General features: G+C 55.5%; 16 protein-coding genes. 9 read left to right on the plus strand and 7 right to left on the minus strand.

From position 1 onward, the window contains the following. Positions 1 to 5: 5 nt before the first annotated feature. Positions 6 to 1,016 carry a small ribosomal subunit biogenesis GTPase RsgA gene (gene rsgA, locus AAY24_RS05270; RefSeq protein WP_046858795.1) on the plus strand — a complete coding sequence of 337 codons (1,011 nt, stop codon included), beginning with the start codon at positions 6 to 8 and terminating at the stop codon, positions 1,014 to 1,016. Positions 1,017 to 1,041: 25 nt separating this feature from the next. Here the strand turns inward: rsgA and gorA are convergent, their stop codons facing one another. Beyond that, a complete protein-coding gene (gene gorA, locus AAY24_RS05275; protein WP_046858796.1) occupies positions 1,042 to 2,394 on the minus strand; it encodes a glutathione-disulfide reductase in 1,353 nt (450 codons plus the stop codon). A 154-nt stretch (positions 2,395 to 2,548) separates the two neighbouring features. Between gorA and AAY24_RS05280 the strand changes: the two genes are divergently transcribed. Further along, positions 2,549 to 3,616, plus strand: a complete 1,068-nt coding sequence (locus tag AAY24_RS05280; protein ID WP_052761078.1) for a DUF2333 family protein — start codon at positions 2,549 to 2,551, stop codon at positions 3,614 to 3,616. Positions 3,617 to 3,710: 94 nt separating this feature from the next. On the opposite strand, the gene AAY24_RS05285 is transcribed toward AAY24_RS05280, so the two are convergent. Genes AAY24_RS05285 through AAY24_RS05300 form a run of 4 tightly spaced genes read right to left on the minus strand, consistent with a single transcriptional unit; the run spans position 3,711 to position 6,655 of the window. Beyond that, on the minus strand, positions 3,711 to 5,069 hold the full coding sequence (locus tag AAY24_RS05285; RefSeq protein WP_046858797.1) for an ATP-binding protein: 1,359 nt from the start codon (positions 5,067 to 5,069) through the stop codon (positions 3,711 to 3,713). After that, entirely contained in the window at positions 5,069 to 5,755 is a 687-nt protein-coding gene (locus tag AAY24_RS05290; RefSeq protein WP_046858798.1) for a response regulator transcription factor, read from the minus strand. Before AAY24_RS05290 ends, AAY24_RS05285 begins: the two co-directional genes overlap by 1 nt. 9 nt (positions 5,756 to 5,764) lie before the next feature. Next, the gene (locus AAY24_RS05295; RefSeq protein WP_199930499.1) at positions 5,765 to 6,076 is read right to left on the minus strand and encodes a PepSY domain-containing protein; all 312 of its coding nucleotides are present in this window, start codon (positions 6,074 to 6,076) and stop codon (positions 5,765 to 5,767) included. A 45-nt stretch (positions 6,077 to 6,121) separates the two neighbouring features. Continuing rightward, positions 6,122 to 6,655 (minus strand): glycine zipper 2TM domain-containing protein, encoded by a 534-nt coding sequence (locus AAY24_RS05300; RefSeq protein ID WP_046858799.1) that lies wholly within the window; start codon positions 6,653 to 6,655, stop codon positions 6,122 to 6,124. Between the two features lie 496 nt (positions 6,656 to 7,151). Between AAY24_RS05300 and AAY24_RS05305 the strand changes: the two genes are divergently transcribed. Continuing rightward, positions 7,152 to 9,407 (plus strand): DUF1631 domain-containing protein, encoded by a 2,256-nt coding sequence (locus AAY24_RS05305; RefSeq protein WP_234422248.1) that lies wholly within the window; start codon positions 7,152 to 7,154, stop codon positions 9,405 to 9,407. A gap of 21 nt (positions 9,408 to 9,428) precedes the next feature. Further along, a complete protein-coding gene (locus tag AAY24_RS05310; protein ID WP_046858801.1) occupies positions 9,429 to 9,767 on the plus strand; it encodes a PilZ domain-containing protein in 339 nt (112 codons plus the stop codon). A 17-nt stretch (positions 9,768 to 9,784) separates the two neighbouring features. Here AAY24_RS05310 and AAY24_RS05315 read toward each other — a convergent pair whose 3' ends face one another. Next, complete coding sequence (locus tag AAY24_RS05315) at positions 9,785 to 10,384, minus strand: lytic transglycosylase domain-containing protein (protein ID WP_052761080.1); 600 nt, start codon at positions 10,382 to 10,384, stop codon at positions 9,785 to 9,787. A 537-nt stretch (positions 10,385 to 10,921) separates the two neighbouring features. Between AAY24_RS05315 and AAY24_RS05320 the strand changes: the two genes are divergently transcribed. From AAY24_RS05320 to AAY24_RS05340, 5 genes are all read left to right on the plus strand, one after another. Next, on the plus strand, positions 10,922 to 11,383 hold the full coding sequence (locus AAY24_RS05320; RefSeq protein WP_046858802.1) for a GNAT family N-acetyltransferase: 462 nt from the start codon (positions 10,922 to 10,924) through the stop codon (positions 11,381 to 11,383). Next, a complete protein-coding gene (locus AAY24_RS05325) occupies positions 11,380 to 11,907 on the plus strand; it encodes a DUF7931 domain-containing protein (RefSeq protein ID WP_046858803.1) in 528 nt (175 codons plus the stop codon). Before AAY24_RS05320 ends, AAY24_RS05325 begins: the two co-directional genes overlap by 4 nt. Next, positions 11,870 to 12,745 carry a secretin N-terminal domain-containing protein gene (locus AAY24_RS05330; RefSeq protein WP_199930501.1) on the plus strand — a complete coding sequence of 292 codons (876 nt, stop codon included), beginning with the start codon at positions 11,870 to 11,872 and terminating at the stop codon, positions 12,743 to 12,745. Before AAY24_RS05325 ends, AAY24_RS05330 begins: the two co-directional genes overlap by 38 nt. A 118-nt stretch (positions 12,746 to 12,863) precedes the next feature. After that, positions 12,864 to 13,682, plus strand: coding sequence for a mechanosensitive ion channel family protein (locus AAY24_RS05335; RefSeq protein ID WP_046858805.1), 819 nt, complete (start codon positions 12,864 to 12,866; stop codon positions 13,680 to 13,682). Positions 13,683 to 13,963: 281 nt separating this feature from the next. Beyond that, positions 13,964 to 14,335: an SEL1-like repeat protein gene (locus AAY24_RS05340; RefSeq protein WP_052761081.1), complete on the plus strand. Its 372-nt coding sequence runs from the start codon at positions 13,964 to 13,966 to the stop codon at positions 14,333 to 14,335. Between the two features lie 90 nt (positions 14,336 to 14,425). Here AAY24_RS05340 and AAY24_RS05345 read toward each other — a convergent pair whose 3' ends face one another. Further along, positions 14,426 to 15,700, minus strand: a complete 1,275-nt coding sequence (locus AAY24_RS05345) for a bifunctional O-acetylhomoserine aminocarboxypropyltransferase/cysteine synthase (protein ID WP_046858806.1) — start codon at positions 15,698 to 15,700, stop codon at positions 14,426 to 14,428. Between the last annotated feature and the right edge of the window lie 270 nt (positions 15,701 to 15,970).

Raw genomic sequence — 15,970 nt, forward strand, 5'->3', positions numbered from 1 at the left:
TTCGCATGGCAAAACGGAGATTGACCCAGCGTCAGCGTGAGCGGATTAAGGCGATACAGGAGCGACGAAGAGAGAAGCTGAGGCAGCAGGTGGATGAGCTGATCAGCGAGTCCGGAACGGGTCACGCACTTGAAGGGTTGGTGGTAACACGACACGGACAGAACCTGGTGGTGAGCGATGACTCGGGTCACTACACCCACTGTCTGAGCCGGCAAAACATCGGCCAGGTTGTCTGTGGTGATCGGGTGGTCTGGCAGCCCACCGGTGACAATCAGGGCGTGGTCACCGCCATTCTGCCCCGGGATACGGCCCTGATCCGTCCCAACTACAGCGGTGAACAGCGCGCCCTGGCGGCAAACATCACCCAACTGGTCATCGTGCTGGCACCCGAGCCCGCCCCCACCCCCTATCTGGTGGACCAGTATCTGGTGGCCGCAGAACAGATCGGGGTAAACACCCTGATCGCACTGAACAAACGGGATCTGATGGACGAAGCAGCACTGGCCGCATTTGAGCAGCAGTTCGGACATTACCCCCAGATCGGTTACCCACTGATCGAGATCAGCGCAAAATATGAACACGGGCTGGATCCGCTGATCGATCGACTCAACGACCAGACCAGCATCCTGGTCGGCCAATCCGGCGTCGGCAAATCATCACTGGTCAATGCCCTGCTACCGGATATCGAAATTCAGGTCGGCCGCCTGTCGGCGGCCTCTGGCCAGGGGTGTCACACCACCTCGGCCACCACCCTCTACCAGCTACCCAGCGGCGGCATGCTGATCGACTCCCCCGGGGTACGCAGTTTCCGCTTGGGAAAACTGGCCCTGGAGGAGTTGGCCAACGGTTTTATTGAGTTCCGGGAATTCCTCGGCCACTGCCGATTCAGTAACTGCAGCCATCAGCATGAGCCGGGCTGTGCCCTGCAACAAGCGGTCGCTGACGGAAAAATCACGCCGCAACGGTTGGCCAACTATCTGCACATGGCAGAAGGCATGACGCCACTCCACAGCTGATCGGAATCACCGGGTAGCGCTGGCCTCAGCGCATGGTGACCAGCTCTTCCGCACCGGTGGGGTGAATGGCGATGGTATCGTCGAAGTCCTGCTTGGTGGCACCCATGCGAATCGCCACGGCGAAGCCCTGCAGCATCTCATCCGCCCCGAAACCGATGATGTGGCAACCCACCACCTTCTCCTGTGCACCGACACAGACCAGTTTCATCGCCACCTTGCTCTGGCGCTCGGTAAAGGCGTGATACATCGGTGTAAAACGGGTCTGGTAGACCTTAACCGCCTCGCCATGGGAGGCCCGCGCCTCCGCCTCAGTCAGACCGACGGTGGCTATCGGCGGATGGGAGAAGACCACACTGGGTACCAGTGAGTAATCCAGATGGCGATCCTCCATGCCGCCAAACAGGCGATCTGAAAGCCGTCGCGCTGCCGCGATGGCCACCGGCGTCAGTTGCGGCGCATTGGTCACGTCACCCAGGGCATAGATCCCGGGCACGGCGGTATTCTGAAAGGCATCCACACCGATATATCCGGCAGCATCACAGACCACGTCGGTATTCTCCAGCCCCAGATCCCCGGACGAAGGGTTGCGACCGATCGCCCAGATGAGCTGGTCAAAACCGCTCTGTACCTGGCCACTTTTGGCACAGAACAGACTCAGGGTCCCGTCATCTGCCCGCTCCACCCGGTCGATACTGGATGAGGAGATGATATTGACCCCATCATTCAGCATCTCCTCCATCAGGCTTTCACGCAACATGTCATCAAAGCGCCGCAGCAGATGTTCACTGCGCAGGAACATAGTCACTTCGCTGCCGACCGCATTGAGCATGCCCGCCAGTTCCACGGCGATATAACCACTGCCAACCACCGCCACCCGCTTGGGCTGTTCAGCCAGGGCGAAAAATCCATCCGAGGTGATACCCAACTCGGCGCCCTGGATATCGGGCACGACCGGATAGGAGCCTGGTGCGATGACAATATGCTTCGCCCGGTAGCGTTCGCCGTTAACTTCCAGGGTGTGATTATCCACAAAGCGGGCATAACCACTGATCTCGTCAATATTGGAATCGGACAGGTAGGTGTGATACCAGGTGTTGATATTGGCCACGTAACGGTTCCGCTCCGCGACCAACTGGGACCAGTCAAAGCCCTCCTGTCTGAGGGAGAAACCGTACGCCGAAGCGTCGTGCAGGGTGTGGGCGATAGAGGCGCCATACCACATGATCTTCTTCGGCACGCAGCCCACGTTGACACAGGTCCCGCCCAGCTTTCCCGCTTCCACCACCGCTGTGCGGGCACCATATTTTGCCGCCCGTTCAGCGGCTGAGAGCCCGCCGCTTCCGCCACCAATGGCGATCAGATCATAGGTTTTGGCCATACATCACTCCTGCTAAATATGGGATACTTTAGCAGCCTGCCGGGTTGGGCGCATGTCACCCCGCCAGGACCGACGGACCGCCAGGCTCACGACCCGGGCTATTGTCCCAAAATGAGCTAATCTTGGACAGTCAATAATAGGGAACCCTAAACAAGTGAAGAATTTTCTTACCACCCTGATAGCTAAATTCAGTCAGCTGATTCGTCGCATCTCCTGGCTCTACCATCCGCAGACACTGCGGGAAAAAGGCCTGATCTGGTCCAGCGGGCTGGCGACCGTGACTCTCATCATCATCCTGTACGGTCTGAGTGTCTACTGGAGCCTGGAACCCGACTCGTTCGATATCGAGGAGAACACCCGCCAGGAGCTGTCCGGGGCCGACAGCGTGACCGGTGCGCACACCACGGCGGCACTGATCCGGGTGATGGAGACCCTGCTGGAGAAACCCGGCGGCTACCTGAGCAATGACATCATGCCCCCCAGCGTGCTGCTGGATAACATCCCCAACTGGGAATTCGGCGCCCTGGTACAATCCAGGGATCTGGCCCGTGCCCTGCGTAACGACATCAGCCGCTCCCAGTCCCAGTCAACCGAGAACAAAGACCTGTCGGTGGCCGAACCCCAGTTCAATTTCAGCAATGACTCCTGGATCCTCCCCTCCACTGAAGGCGAATACAGGAAAGGCATACAGGCACTGCGCCGCTATCTTGCCGGGTTGGCGAAAAACGATGCCCAGAATACCCAGTTCTACGCCCGGGCGGACAACCTGAGAGTCTGGCTGTCGGTGGTAGAAAAACGGCTCGGCAGCCTCTCCCAGCGTCTCAGCGCCAGTGTGGGCCAGGAGCGGATCAATACCGATCTGGCCGGTGACCCGGACGCAGCCCAATCCACTCAGGGAATGAGCCAGTTGGAAGTCCACACCCCCTGGCTGGAGATCGACGATGTCTTTTACGAGGCCAGGGGCTCCACCTGGGCGCTGGTCCATTTCCTGCGCGCGGTGGAACTGGATTTCCGCGAGATTCTGATGAAAAAGAATGCCCTGGTCAGCCTGCGCCAGATCATTCGGGAACTGGAAGCAACCCAGCAGCCGGTAATGAGCCCGATGGTGCTGAACGGTGGCGGATTCGGCATCGTCACCAACTACTCCCTGGTGATGGCGTCGTATATCTCCCGGGCGAATGCAGCCGTGATCGACCTGCGTAATCTGATGAGTGAGGGATGATTGACCGGCACTTTTGCACTCTCTGGTGCAAAAGTGCCGAAATTCCTGGGACTTCGGACCGATCGGCTAACGCAGCTTTCCGATCCAGCTAGGATCAACCGGTTTGCCTGTCCGGTCCCGGCATTACTATCACGATTCTGGCGCCGCCCAGATCACTCTCACCGATATCCAGATCACCGCCATACAGGTGGACAATCTCGCTGGCAACAGAGAGTCCGATTCCCTGACCGGGCGTCCGCTGATCGGCCCGTTCACCCCGGCGTAACACCCGTTCCCGTACTGCAACGGGAATTCCTGGCCCATCATCGCCTATACCTAGAGATACGCGCTTCCCATCCGGGGTCCGTTCAAAATCCACAACCACCGTGGTACGGGCATATTTAAAGGCGTTTTCAAGAATATTCCCCAGACACTCCAACAGATCACCCTGCTCGGCAGGAAACAGCGCATTTTCCGCCACCGAGCAGCGGCAATCGATCGCCTTGTCCCGATAGACCTTCTGCAGGGTATTGACCAGCTTATCGATCACGGGGCGCACCCGCGTCTTGTGGGTCAGGCTCACGCCACGACCGGCAACGGCGGCCGATTTGAGCTGGTACTGCACAATATCGTTCATCCGGGGAACCTGCTCGGCCACCGCCTCTCTCAGCAGCCCGGCGTCTCCTCCTTCGGCAGCGCCTTGTAGTACCGCCAGCGGTGTTTTCAGGCTGTGTGCCAGATCACCGAGACTGTTTCTGTAGCGATCCCGACTCGACTCGCCCTGTTGAATCATGGAGTTGATACCATCGGTCAGCCGCCGCAGTTCCCGGGGGTAGTCCCCCTCAAGCCGCGTGCGACTACCGGTTTCAATCATGCGCAGATCCTGCGCCACTGCACGGAGTGGTTTGAGTCCCCAACGCAGAACCACGCCCTGTACCAGCAGCAGAATCACCGCCGCACTACCCAGCCAGAGCAGGATAGTCCGCCTGAAAGCCGCCACCCGCTGTTGCAAGCCGGAGGCGTTTTCAGCCACGGCAAACAGATAGGCGATCTCGCCACCGGCATCGTCCTCCCAGAGCAGGGAGTAGCTGAGCAGATAGAGGGAGTCATCGGAGGCCAGATACTCAAAGTGCGGTTGGCCGGGGGGGATCCCATCGATCATGGGCAGATTGCGCCCCACTGCAGAGGGGGAGTGCCAGTGGTAGTTGCCCTGTTCTCCGCTGACCTGGGCATAAAGACCCGATGCCGGATTGGACAGACGCGGGTCCGGCAGAGTTTCCGGCAGCCGCATGCGGCCCTGCTCATCGGTATCGGCGGCTCCCAGCAGTGCATAAACCTGCCCCATCAATTGGGTCTGCAAAGCGCTTTCCGCGCTGTCTCTGAAGGCCCGATCCAGCCCCAGTGCCCCCAGTCCCAGGAAGGCAGCCAGCACCACGGAAGCTGCCAGTAACAGTCTGCCATGGATCGATCCCATCAGCTGTTGGTGGGCTGTAGACGGTTAAAACGATAACCCCGGCCACGTAAGGTCTCGATCGGTTGCAGGTTCCCATCCGGGTCAAACTTTTTCCGCAGCCGCCGGATAAATACCTCCAGGACATTGGAGTCACGATCAAAGTCCTGATCGTAAATATGTTCTGTCAGTTCGCTCTTCGATACCACCTTACCGGCATGGAGCATCAGGTACTCCAGTACCTTGTACTCGTAGGCCGTCAGTGTCACTTCCCGGCCCTCCAGCGTCGCCACCTGCTGCAGGGTGTCGATCTCAATCGGTCCCCAAGCGATCCGGGGCGAGGCGAAGCCCGCTGAGCGTCTCAACAGGGCGTTGAGCCGGGCCAGCAACTCCTGCATGTTGAAGGGCTTCACAAGGTAGTCATCTGCTCCCACTTCCAAACCCTCCACCTTGTCCTGCCAGTTGTCCCGGGCGGTAAGAATAAGGATCGGGAAGCTGATCTGCTGCTGACGCAGTCCTCGTATCAGTTCGATACCCGATAGTTTTGGCAATCCGAGGTCGATAATCGCCACATCAAAGGGGTACTCCTGGCCAAAAAATCGCCCCTCTTCTCCATCAGCCGCCGCCTCCACTGAATACCCTTCTGACACAAGCCGTTGCTGTAACTGATTGCGCAGGCTGGCTTCGTCTTCCACGACCAAAATACGCATGGCGACTCCTCAATTACGCTGCTTGCCAGGGGACACCACTTTCCCTGAACCGGCATCCACCCGATAGCGTTTCACTTCGCCCCGATCGGTAATGATTCTTACCCGATGTTCCCGGTTGCCCTTATTGTTCCTGGTTTCGGCATGCAGCACCCTGCCTCCCGTCTCCCGTCGAATCCGTTCCACGGTTGAATCCAGGTCAACACCCCGCTCATTGGTCCTGTTTTCCGATGCATTGTATCTTTGAGCTGCCACCGGCAGACTCAACATCATGCCAGCCAGCAGCAACCCCATCATCATGCGCCAGCGACGCCTTAAAACCATACAATCCTCCCGACAGAACCCCCGCTAACCGGGGCTTCGGTCATGCTACCGAAAGCTCCTGTGATGACGACCGGCAGGGTCCACAGAGACGCGTACATCAATGAACTTTCCGGGCTCCTTGTCCGTACGGGTATGGAACACCTCGCCTTGATACCTGTATGTTACATCATAACCGACCACTTCCTCATACTCCCGATAGTGATCCACCAGTTCACAACGCCGCTCATTGGTCACATAACCACGGGTCGGCTTTTTGCCCAGATCATTGCCGATCGATCCCCCCAGCAGGACGCCCGCAACAGTCATCACATCCTTGCCCCGGCCGTGGCCAAACTGGTTTCCAACCACACCACCAACAATGGCACCTGCTATAGTCGGGGTATACGATTCAGTGCGGGAACCGCCACGGTGGTGGACCTGCTCGGTCCAGCATCGCTCCTCCGGCTGATTGACCCGGACCACCTCATAGATTGGCTGGCTGGACAGCACCCGTGCCTGGGCCCGGAAATCATTGCCCGCTAACAGCATACCGGGGGCTGCAATAATGCTCAGCGCCAGAATAACGGCTCTTTTTTTCATGATAGCTTCCTGTACTTTGATCGCCGGTGAGAGGCCAATCCTTCACCTTTGACCGCAGAGTACGCCCAGTCCCCTGAACCGAACCTGAACAGAAAATCATCCCAACCAAACCAGGAGGGGTTATAAAAACAGCCACCAAACCCAGCATCTACTACAAGCTATCATTTTGATATAATTCGATATTTAATATATGAACGATGCGCACGAATCGTCCGCTATCACACCAATCACGGATCTATAAATATTACCCGAGCAAATTGCCCAGACACTCTTTAATCCATCGACTCCTTGCCAACAAAAAGGAATCTAGGTAAAGATGGTCTAAAGACTACATAATTAAAGCACGCAATGGCTTGGACCCGCAGACGGTTCAGTCCACGCCACCATGCACTAACAAAGTCAAGGAAGTCCTATGGATGAGTTGTACTCGAAGTCATCAGCGACCCACATAGACAACAAACATCAAAAAATTCTGGGTGAATGCAGAGACATGGTGATGGTTTACCTCACCACTCAACTCAACGAGCTGTTCGGGCAGATTGAGCCGGCATTTATCGATTTTGCCAAAAAAGCCGAAACCAACGCCTCCCAGGCACGATTTTTCGAGGCTATCGACCAGGTTCTTTCCCGCCGGGAAGAGATTGAACGGGCGTTCCGGGAATCGATTGAGCAGGGTTTCAGATCGTTTGTACAGGGCAAACCGATCAATTATCCCGATACACCGGCTGAAGAGTCCAGCGAGATCGAGTTGGAGATGGTCGATAACGATGCACTGGAGAAGCACATCGCCATCCAAAGCATGATTTCCAAAACCCAGTCCAACTGCTACCAGGAACTCTACGCCCTTGGCAAGCGAATGGCTGTGCTGCGTGGCGGAATGAAACTGCCGGACTATGATATCCCCGCCTGCCCCGCCCATACCGCCACGGCGTTTCAGCAGGCCAGTGACATCCTCGATGTAGATAAGCAGATCCTGCTGATTATCTATTTCTTGTTTGGAAAGTTTGTCCTCGGGGATGCTGCCACCATATACAAGAACTTGAATGACAAGCTGATTGAGGAGGGCATCTTCCCTAACCTCAAACTGAGCTCCATCATTCCCCCATCAGGCGGCCAGACGGAGACGACTGACGAAGACAACTCCCTGCCGACCGAGCCTGCCCAGACTGCTCCGCTTAACGAGAGACCGGAAATCTCCTCCCCAGCCGCCGGCCAGAGCCCAGGCGCCGGGAGCAATGTTGCCCTGGGTGAAGAGCTGTTTAAATCGATTCATGATCTGCTGACCCTCAGACGAGCGGCAGACCCGGCGTTCAGTAATCACCCGGAATTCGCACCGGGGGGTAACGTCACTCAGTTGAGACAACCGACCGCCATCGTGCAGGTCATAGAGCAGATACAACCACGATCTGAAGCGGACTATCTGCCGCAACCGGAAAGCGACGGAGGTATCCCCCAGTCCATTGAACTGGATACCCGGCTGATCCAGAAGGTCAGGAAAACCCTGGAGTCGGAACGAAGTAAAATACTCCATGATCTGAATAAGGACACCATCCCCACCGCCGACCTGGATACTATTGAACTGGTGGGCATGCTGTTTGAGCAGGTGCTGAACGAAGAGGGCCTGGCCAATATCACTAAGGCGCTGATCAGTCACCTGCACACCCCCTATCTGAAAGTGGCCATTCTGGATCGCTCTTTTATAACCGATGAAGGGCACATCGCCAGAAAACTGCTGAACCTGATGGTTGACGCGGGCAAACTCTGGATCGATGAGGAAGATCTGCGACGGGGCATCTATTACCCGACGCAGGAGATCGTCAAAACCATCCTGTCTGATTTCAAGAACGACTTGTCGATCTTTGATGAGATGTACTACAAGCTGGAAAGTCAGGTCGGCGATTTAGAGTCCCGCGCCAAGGTACTGGAGGAGCGGAACCAGGAGGCAGCCAAGGGCCGGGAGCGGCTGGAGTCTGCCCGACAGCAGGCCAAACAGGTTATCAACGACATGACCAAGGGGCGCAGCCTGCACCCGGTGCTGGAGCGTTTTCTCAATCACGCCTGGCTGGACCGGATGATTCTGATGCTGCTGCGGGATCCGGATATTGAAAAAAGCAAGGAGTGGTCTTCAGCCCTGGTGGTGGTAGACAGCCTGGTAAAAGTCATTGATGCGCGACACAACCCCAAGGCCAGAGAGTGGTTGATCAAGAACAAGGAGACCCTGATTCAGCATATCAAGAGCGGACTCGACTCACTGGGTAATTATCATCACCCGGATAGTAATGCACTGTTTAAGCTACTCGACTCGGTAGTGGCGGACAAACCAGTACCCGCTCCTGCTGAGAAAAAGCCTGAAGAGGTGGTTGAGGTATCCAAGCCGATTATCAAACCGATTACCAGTGAAGCAAAAACTCCGCAAGAACAACCGGTCAAGGAGGAACCCAGTGAAACGGAATTGCAGATGCGACTCAAATTACGGGAAATTAAATTCGGCACCTGGTTCGAGTTGATCGACGAGGACAACAAGTTACGTCGGCTGAAGCTCTCATGGTTTAGCCCGATCACCCATAAGTATATGTTTGTCGACCGGTTTGGCATCCAGGCCTATATAACCCCGGCCGATGAGTTGGCAAAGATGCTTAGCGCTGGCAAGGCAAGTATCATAAAGTCTACCGGCATACCATTTGTGAGCAAGGCATTGAAAACCATTCATGCTATTCTGCAAAAATCCATCGGTATGAGTACTGCCGGTTAGACGCTAATAAGGAAAATGGAAATGCCTGAAAAACGTTCCAACCCGAGAAAAATCTGCGACGCCAGAATTGATATTCTCGATTCTGAGTCGAATGAACTGATTGGAACCCTGGTGAATATATCGGTCAGCGGGTTCATGATGATTTCGGAAAAAGAATTACCGGAAAACTATGTGTTCCAGTTCAAACTGGTATTTGCTCCCGGTTGCGAGGAGTCAACCAGCATGGAACTCGGTGCCGAAAGCCTGTGGATTCAGGAGATGGATGGATCCAATCAACGCTGGATAGGTTTCCATATTATCGACATATCGGATGAGGACAGGAGCACTATTGCTCGCTTGATCAGTGAGTGGCGGGAATAAAAAACCTCTAGCGAGTATCAATCGATAGAAGCGAACCGGCCTGACGTTTCATTCTCGCTGTAGAACTGGAGCACCCGGGTCACATAGGCCTGGGTTTCCGGATAGGGCGGCACCCGATTACCAAACCGTTTCACCGCATTTTCACCCGCGTTATAGGCTGCCACGGCCAAGCGCAGGTCGTTATCGAACATGACTAGCAGGTCCCGCAGGTAAGTCGCCCCTCCCGTCAGGTTCGATTTGGGATCCCAGCTGTCATACACCCCGTAACGTTTGGCCGTTTCCGGCATCAGCTGCATCAATCCCCTGGCCCCGGTGCGGGACAGTGCACGGGGATCATAAGCCGATTCGGTTCTGATCACTGCATGCAGAAGGGCCGGATTAAGACGGACTTTGCGGGCAACTTCCTGAATCAGGGGAGCATAGCGTTGGCGATTTTTTTCTGTTGAGGCGATGTCGATCCGAGAACCGGAGGATCTTTTCTGGTTGGTCTTGGTCTGCGACAACAGCCGATAACGACTCCCCTTCATGGGGCGATCGGTAAAATAGAGCTTTCCGCTCCGATCCTCGTATTTGTAGATATCGGCAAATGCCGGGGCGATGATAATCATCAGCCCCATTGACGCCACAAGCCTGATTCCAGGTTTCAGTAAGACTTTCAATCCAGATCCCCTATGGCGGTTAACCGGCAAGCCACTTTCAACGCCCGCGCCGGTTAGGGTCCGCATGACTTTCAATCATAACCTGTCTGCCTGGCCCGGGACAGCTTAATGGGCCTTTGCGGGCAAGCTGAGAACAGCTCTTCACTCCAAGCTGTTATGCAGATACCACTTTCACCGTACCCAGGACACAATTCTCGATACCAAAACGGCAAATACCAGTGCTGCCAAAGGATTTGTGACCATCAACACAATCACCGGATCGGGAGTCAGCCACTATAAACGCCGAGGATTGATGACAACGGCCGCCCTCCCGCAAATTTTCACCCGGGCCGTTGTTGTTAATCTTCACCTCAGCAGGCTTCTCCTCAGCACACCCTATTGCTACCTCATCGGCATTTGGAGCCAATTCTTAAACGGCTGATCATTCAGTAATTCAGCTCAGGTCGGACCTCATCTATACTGTCGGAACGATATACAACAGAGCGGAAAACTCAGATGTCCAGCCCAGCCTTCACGGTAAGCCAGGCCCATTGGTTAAGAAACAGATCGCTGCTCCGATCGATCCGGGAATCGGTATTTGTCATTGAACAACGGGTACCGAAGGAGTTGGAATGGGATGACCTGGACGCATCTGCCCTGCATGTTGTCGCTACGGACAACGCAGGCAACGGAATCGGTACCGGACGTCTCACTGTGGATGGTCAGATCGGCAGGATGGCTGTCTTGGCTGACTGGCGCAACCAGGGGGTTGGCAGTGCCTTGCTGAGCCGGCTGATCGAGCTCGCCCATACCCATAATAGGCTTCCGCTTTTCCTGAACGCCCAGGAGCGCGCCATCCCCTTCTATCTGCAGCACGGTTTCCACTGCGTCGGTGAGACCTTCTTCGAGGCCGATATCCCCCACCGTCGGATGGAACTTACAGCAGCACCACCCAAAACCCGTCAGGAGCCAGTATGAGTCGATCAGAAGCAGTCAATTTCGATGGACTGATGCTGGCTGAAAGCCGCGAACGCATCTCCTTGCAGGGCCGCGACCAGTTCCGGCAGGCGAGCGAGGCCATGGTCCGGCAGGCGAAGCGCACGCTCGATATATTCACTTACGACCTGGACAAGCCGGTGTTCGATCAGGGAGACTTCCTGGAAGCGGTCAAGCAACTCGCGCTCACATGCCGGGGGATGGGTATCCGTATTCTACTCCAGGACAGCGAACGGGCACGTCGGGAAGGACATCGTTTAGTTGATCTGTCACGCAGGATCACCAGCAAGATTGAGATCCGGCGTCCCCATGAGGACTATATCGATCACCCGGAAAACTTCATCATAGTCGACCGGATCGGCTATATCAGGCGCAGAAATACCGGTCTCTATGAGGGCGAAGCAAACTTCTGCCACCCTATGGAAGCCCGCCTGTTAACCGATTTTTTCTCCGAAGTGTGGGAACGGAGTGAACAGGAGAGCAGCCTGCGCAGACTCCACCTTTAATCCAGAGGCCATCACCATGCGGCATCCCCTTCTTCTACTCATTCTCCTCTTCGTATACGGCCAGTCCGCCGCTGATTATCCGTTGGAGATCATTCAACTCAAGAGCCGCCCGGTGGCGGAGATCATTCCCATACTGAAACCCTTTATCGATTCCGATGGCTCAATCAGCGGCATGAATGATCAACTGATTATACGTACCTCGGCCGCCAATCTGGCCGAGATCCGGCAGATCCTGCAGCGACTCGACCAGCCACCCAGACGATTACGGATCTCAGTCAGGCAATTCGCCGGCAATCACGCCTCGCAACAGGCCCTGGGGGCAGACATAGATGCGATGGTCGGCAAACAGGGCAGAGTCATTGTAGGCCAACCCGGAGATGGTGACGTCCGGCTGCGGGTCAAAAAAGCACAAACCGAAAGCCATCGGGATGTCACCCATACAGTCCAGGTACTGGAAGGATATCCCGCTTTCATCGCCACCGGTCAGTCCGTCCCGATCCCCGAACGAACTACTATTGTCACCCGCAATACCCTCCGCCAACGCACAACCACCCAGTACCGGGATGTCGCCAGCGGATTTTATGTCGTGCCCCGGGTCAACGGAAATCGGGTCACGCTGGAAATCAGTACAGAGATGAATCGCCCCGGGAACAGACAGGGCCACTATGACAAGCAACAGGTACAAAGCATCGTTTCGGGACAACTGGGGGAATGGATCAGCCTCGGTGGTGCGGCCCGGACAATGGGTACAACGGGTCACGATATTTTAAAGGAGGCTCGCATGGTCAGTCAGGATGATCGGGCCATCGAACTACTGGTTGAAGAGCTGCACTACTGAATGACAGCACACAATTTACCTTGTTTCACATTTTCCAGGGGATGGATAGCGACGTCTATCTGTTATATTAGGCGGATACCCCACTTACTAAACCGGTATCGATAGGAGTCATACATACATGCCTGAATTCATGGACATAGAGAAGCTGGTATCCACCTTTGTAATCCCCTGGAGCATTAACATTGTTCTTGCGTTGGCGACCTTCTTCATCGGTCGTTGGGTAGCCAGTATTCTGCTCAAGATAGTCAGAAAGTTATTGAACAAGAGCAAGATGGACGCGATTCTGATCAATTTCGTCACGTCTATCCTGCACGCCATCCTGCTGCTGTTCATTGTTATTGCAGCCATGGATCAGCTGGGTGTGGATACAACCTCACTGATCGCCTTGCTCGGTGCAGCCGGCCTGGCTGTCGGCCTGGCCATGCAGAACTCGCTGCAGAACTTTGCTGCCGGTGTCATGCTGATCATCTTCCGGCCCTTCAAAACCGGTGATTTTGTTGAAGCTGGTGGCACTGCCGGTGTGGTGGAAACCATCAGTATCTTCAGCACCATCATGCGTACCGGTGACAATCGGGAAGTGATCGTCCCGAATGGCTCCATCTACAATGGCACCATCACCAATTTTTCCGCCCGTGAGACGCGCCGTATCGACATGGTGTTTGGCATCGGTTATGGCGACGACATACGCAAAGCCAAACAGCTGTTGAACGATATCCTGGAAGCTGATGAGCGCGTGCTGAAAGATCCGGCCCCGCTGGTTGCTGTTGGAGAACTGGCTGACAGCAGTGTCAACTTCAATGTCCGCCCCTGGGTCAAAAGCGCTGATTACTGGAACGTCAAATTTGATCTTACCGAACGGATCAAACTTGCCTTTGACGACAACGGCATCTCTATCCCCTACCCACAGATGGATGTGCATCTGGATAAGGCAGAATAATTGTCTGACTGTGCCCGCCAATGGCGGGCACTTTTTTCTCCTCCTGCACCATATTCTGGCCCTGCCCCCTAACTCCGGCGAAGCGATTTAGCGCACCCCGGACGCAAGTTCTCAGCAACAGATCAACATTCCGTCTCTAGCAGCGGATGGGGGAATACCACCCCATCAGCCAAAATTTCCCCACTGATTATGAGATATCACTGTTTCGGGTCAATCGGTCAGCTTCTAACTACCGGTTGATTACATTAAAATAGCCGCTTCTCGCCACTGGAGATCAGGTTATGAAACCAAACAGAAAACTGCTCCTCATCGCCGCCTTGACGGCACTCATCTCCACACCACTCCATGCAGACCTTGAAGCGGGTCTGGCCGCCTACGACCGGGGTGATCACAAAGAAGCGTTTAACCAGTTCAAACAGGCCGCTGAAGCCGGAGATGCGGACGCCTACGGTAAACTGGCCGGTCTCTATCTCTATGGACGGGGAACTGAGAAAGATTATTCAAAGGCGTACATCTGGTTCGGCATGGCAGAACACAGCGGTGACAAGTATGCAGAGAAATTCAAGATGGCCGCCGCCTCTTCCATGACCCTGGAACAGGTGAAACATGCCGAGGAGATTATGGCCGACTATATAAGGCGGGTTGAAGAGTAGTTCAATATCAACCAGGGGAGCAACTGAGGGAAGATAATCCATCCGCCTCTGGGAACCGGGGGATCGGTGTAACCGATCCCCCGGATTACGTCATCGGGATGCCGCCAGCGCCTGATCGAGATCGGCGATAATGTCGTCAATATGCTCAATACCGATAGAGAGCCGCACCAGATCCTCACTGACCCCTGCTCTCGCCAACTCTTCCGGATTGAGCTGCCGGTGGGTGGTGGTAGACGGGTGACAAGCCAGAGTCTTGGCGTCACCTATATTCACCAGGCGAACCACCAGTTTCAAGGCATCGATAAAGCGGGCGCCAGCCTCCTTGCCGCCGGTAATACCGAAGGAGAGAATACTGGAAGCCCGCCCCCCCATATATTTATCCACCAGTGGTTTGTCCGGGCTGCCCTCCAAACCGGCATACCGGACCCACTCCACCTGGGGATGGGACTGCAGGTAGTTCGCCACCGCCAGGGCATTTTCACAATGTCGGTCCATCCTCACGGGCAAAGTCTCTATACCCTGTAGAATCAGGAAACTGTTAAATGGAGAGATCGCCGCCCCCATGTTACGCAATGGCACTACCCGGGCCCGACCAATAAAGGCCGCCGGCCCGAGGGCTTCCGTATAAACCACGCCGTGATATGAGACGTCCGGCTCATTGAGCCGGGGGAAGCGATCGGCGTGTTCAGCCCAGGGGAACTTGCCCGAATCCACAATCACACCGGCAATAGTAGTACCGTGGCCACCCATATACTTGGTCAGTGCGTGTACCACGATATCCGCCCCATGCTCAAACGGCCGACAGAGATAGGGTGATGGAACTGTATTATCAACAATCAGTGGTACGCCATGGGCATGGGCCATATCTGCCATTGCACCGATGTCCACCACGTTGCCGGCAGGATTACCAATAGACTCACAGAACACCGCCTTGGTACGGTCATCGATCAGAGCCGCCATGCCCTCCACATCTTTAGGGTCGGCAAACCTGGCCTCTATCCCCAGCTGGGGTAAGGTGTGCGCGAAAAGGTTATAGGTACCGCCATAGAGGGTGGTAGTGGTGACAATGTTGTCACCCGCCTCACAGAGCGTGAATATGGTGTTGGTGATCGCCGCCATGCCGGAAGCCAGTGCCAGAGCACCAACGCCCCCCTCCATGGCGGCCACCCGCTGTTCCAGCACATCGGTCGTCGGGTTCATGATGCGGGTATAGATATTACCCGGGACTTTCAGATCAAACAGATCGGCGCCATGTTGAGTGTCATCAAAGGCGTACGACGTGGTCTGATAGATCGGTACCGCCACCGCTTTGGTGGTGGGATCCGGTTCAAACCCACCGTGTATCGCGACTGTTTCAATCTTCATTGGCGCTCCTCCACTGTTATTCTGCCAATCCACTCAAAATGTTCTGCATCTTAACTGCTTGATCAACGCGCTGTCGAATAACTATCTGTTCTGACAGACTAACCAGCAGCTATGAAACTGCCCGCCAAATGGTGGATTCATAGCCAACCCTCTATCGGGTCACCACGGGTTCAGCTAAGTATAGGTCCTGCTCGGAGGGGCAGGAAGAATGGGGGAGGAATCGTCGGTGTGGCCTGAACGGAATTAAGCACCCCTCCGGTGCAGGCACAC

Origin of the sequence: Sedimenticola thiotaurini (assembly GCF_001007875.1) — a bacterium.
In the GTDB taxonomy this organism is placed as follows: Bacteria; Pseudomonadota; Gammaproteobacteria; order Chromatiales; family Chromatiaceae; genus Sedimenticola; species Sedimenticola thiotaurini.

Excerpts from the sequence above, each read along its gene's own strand:
- rsgA (WP_046858795.1), top strand. The coding sequence starts at position 6 with ATGGCAAAACGGAGATTGACCCAGCGTCAGCGTGAGCGGATTAAGGCG.
- gorA (WP_046858796.1), bottom strand. The coding sequence starts at position 2,394 with ATGGCCAAAACCTATGATCTGATCGCCATTGGTGGCGGAAGCGGCGGG.
- AAY24_RS05285 (WP_046858797.1), bottom strand. The coding sequence starts at position 5,069 with ATGGGATCGATCCATGGCAGACTGTTACTGGCAGCTTCCGTGGTGCTG.
- AAY24_RS05290 (WP_046858798.1), bottom strand. The coding sequence starts at position 5,755 with ATGCGTATTTTGGTCGTGGAAGACGAAGCCAGCCTGCGCAATCAGTTA.
- AAY24_RS05295 (WP_199930499.1), bottom strand. The coding sequence starts at position 6,076 with ATGGTTTTAAGGCGTCGCTGGCGCATGATGATGGGGTTGCTGCTGGCT.
- AAY24_RS05300 (WP_046858799.1), bottom strand. The coding sequence starts at position 6,655 with ATGAAAAAAAGAGCCGTTATTCTGGCGCTGAGCATTATTGCAGCCCCC.
- AAY24_RS05305 (WP_234422248.1), top strand. The coding sequence starts at position 7,152 with ATGGTTTACCTCACCACTCAACTCAACGAGCTGTTCGGGCAGATTGAG.
- AAY24_RS05310 (WP_046858801.1), top strand. The coding sequence starts at position 9,429 with ATGCCTGAAAAACGTTCCAACCCGAGAAAAATCTGCGACGCCAGAATT.
- AAY24_RS05315 (WP_052761080.1), bottom strand. The coding sequence starts at position 10,384 with ATGGGGCTGATGATTATCATCGCCCCGGCATTTGCCGATATCTACAAA.
- AAY24_RS05320 (WP_046858802.1), top strand. The coding sequence starts at position 10,922 with ATGTCCAGCCCAGCCTTCACGGTAAGCCAGGCCCATTGGTTAAGAAAC.
- AAY24_RS05325 (WP_046858803.1), top strand. The coding sequence starts at position 11,380 with ATGAGTCGATCAGAAGCAGTCAATTTCGATGGACTGATGCTGGCTGAA.
- AAY24_RS05335 (WP_046858805.1), top strand. The coding sequence starts at position 12,864 with ATGCCTGAATTCATGGACATAGAGAAGCTGGTATCCACCTTTGTAATC.
- AAY24_RS05340 (WP_052761081.1), top strand. The coding sequence starts at position 13,964 with ATGAAACCAAACAGAAAACTGCTCCTCATCGCCGCCTTGACGGCACTC.
- AAY24_RS05345 (WP_046858806.1), bottom strand. The coding sequence starts at position 15,700 with ATGAAGATTGAAACAGTCGCGATACACGGTGGGTTTGAACCGGATCCC.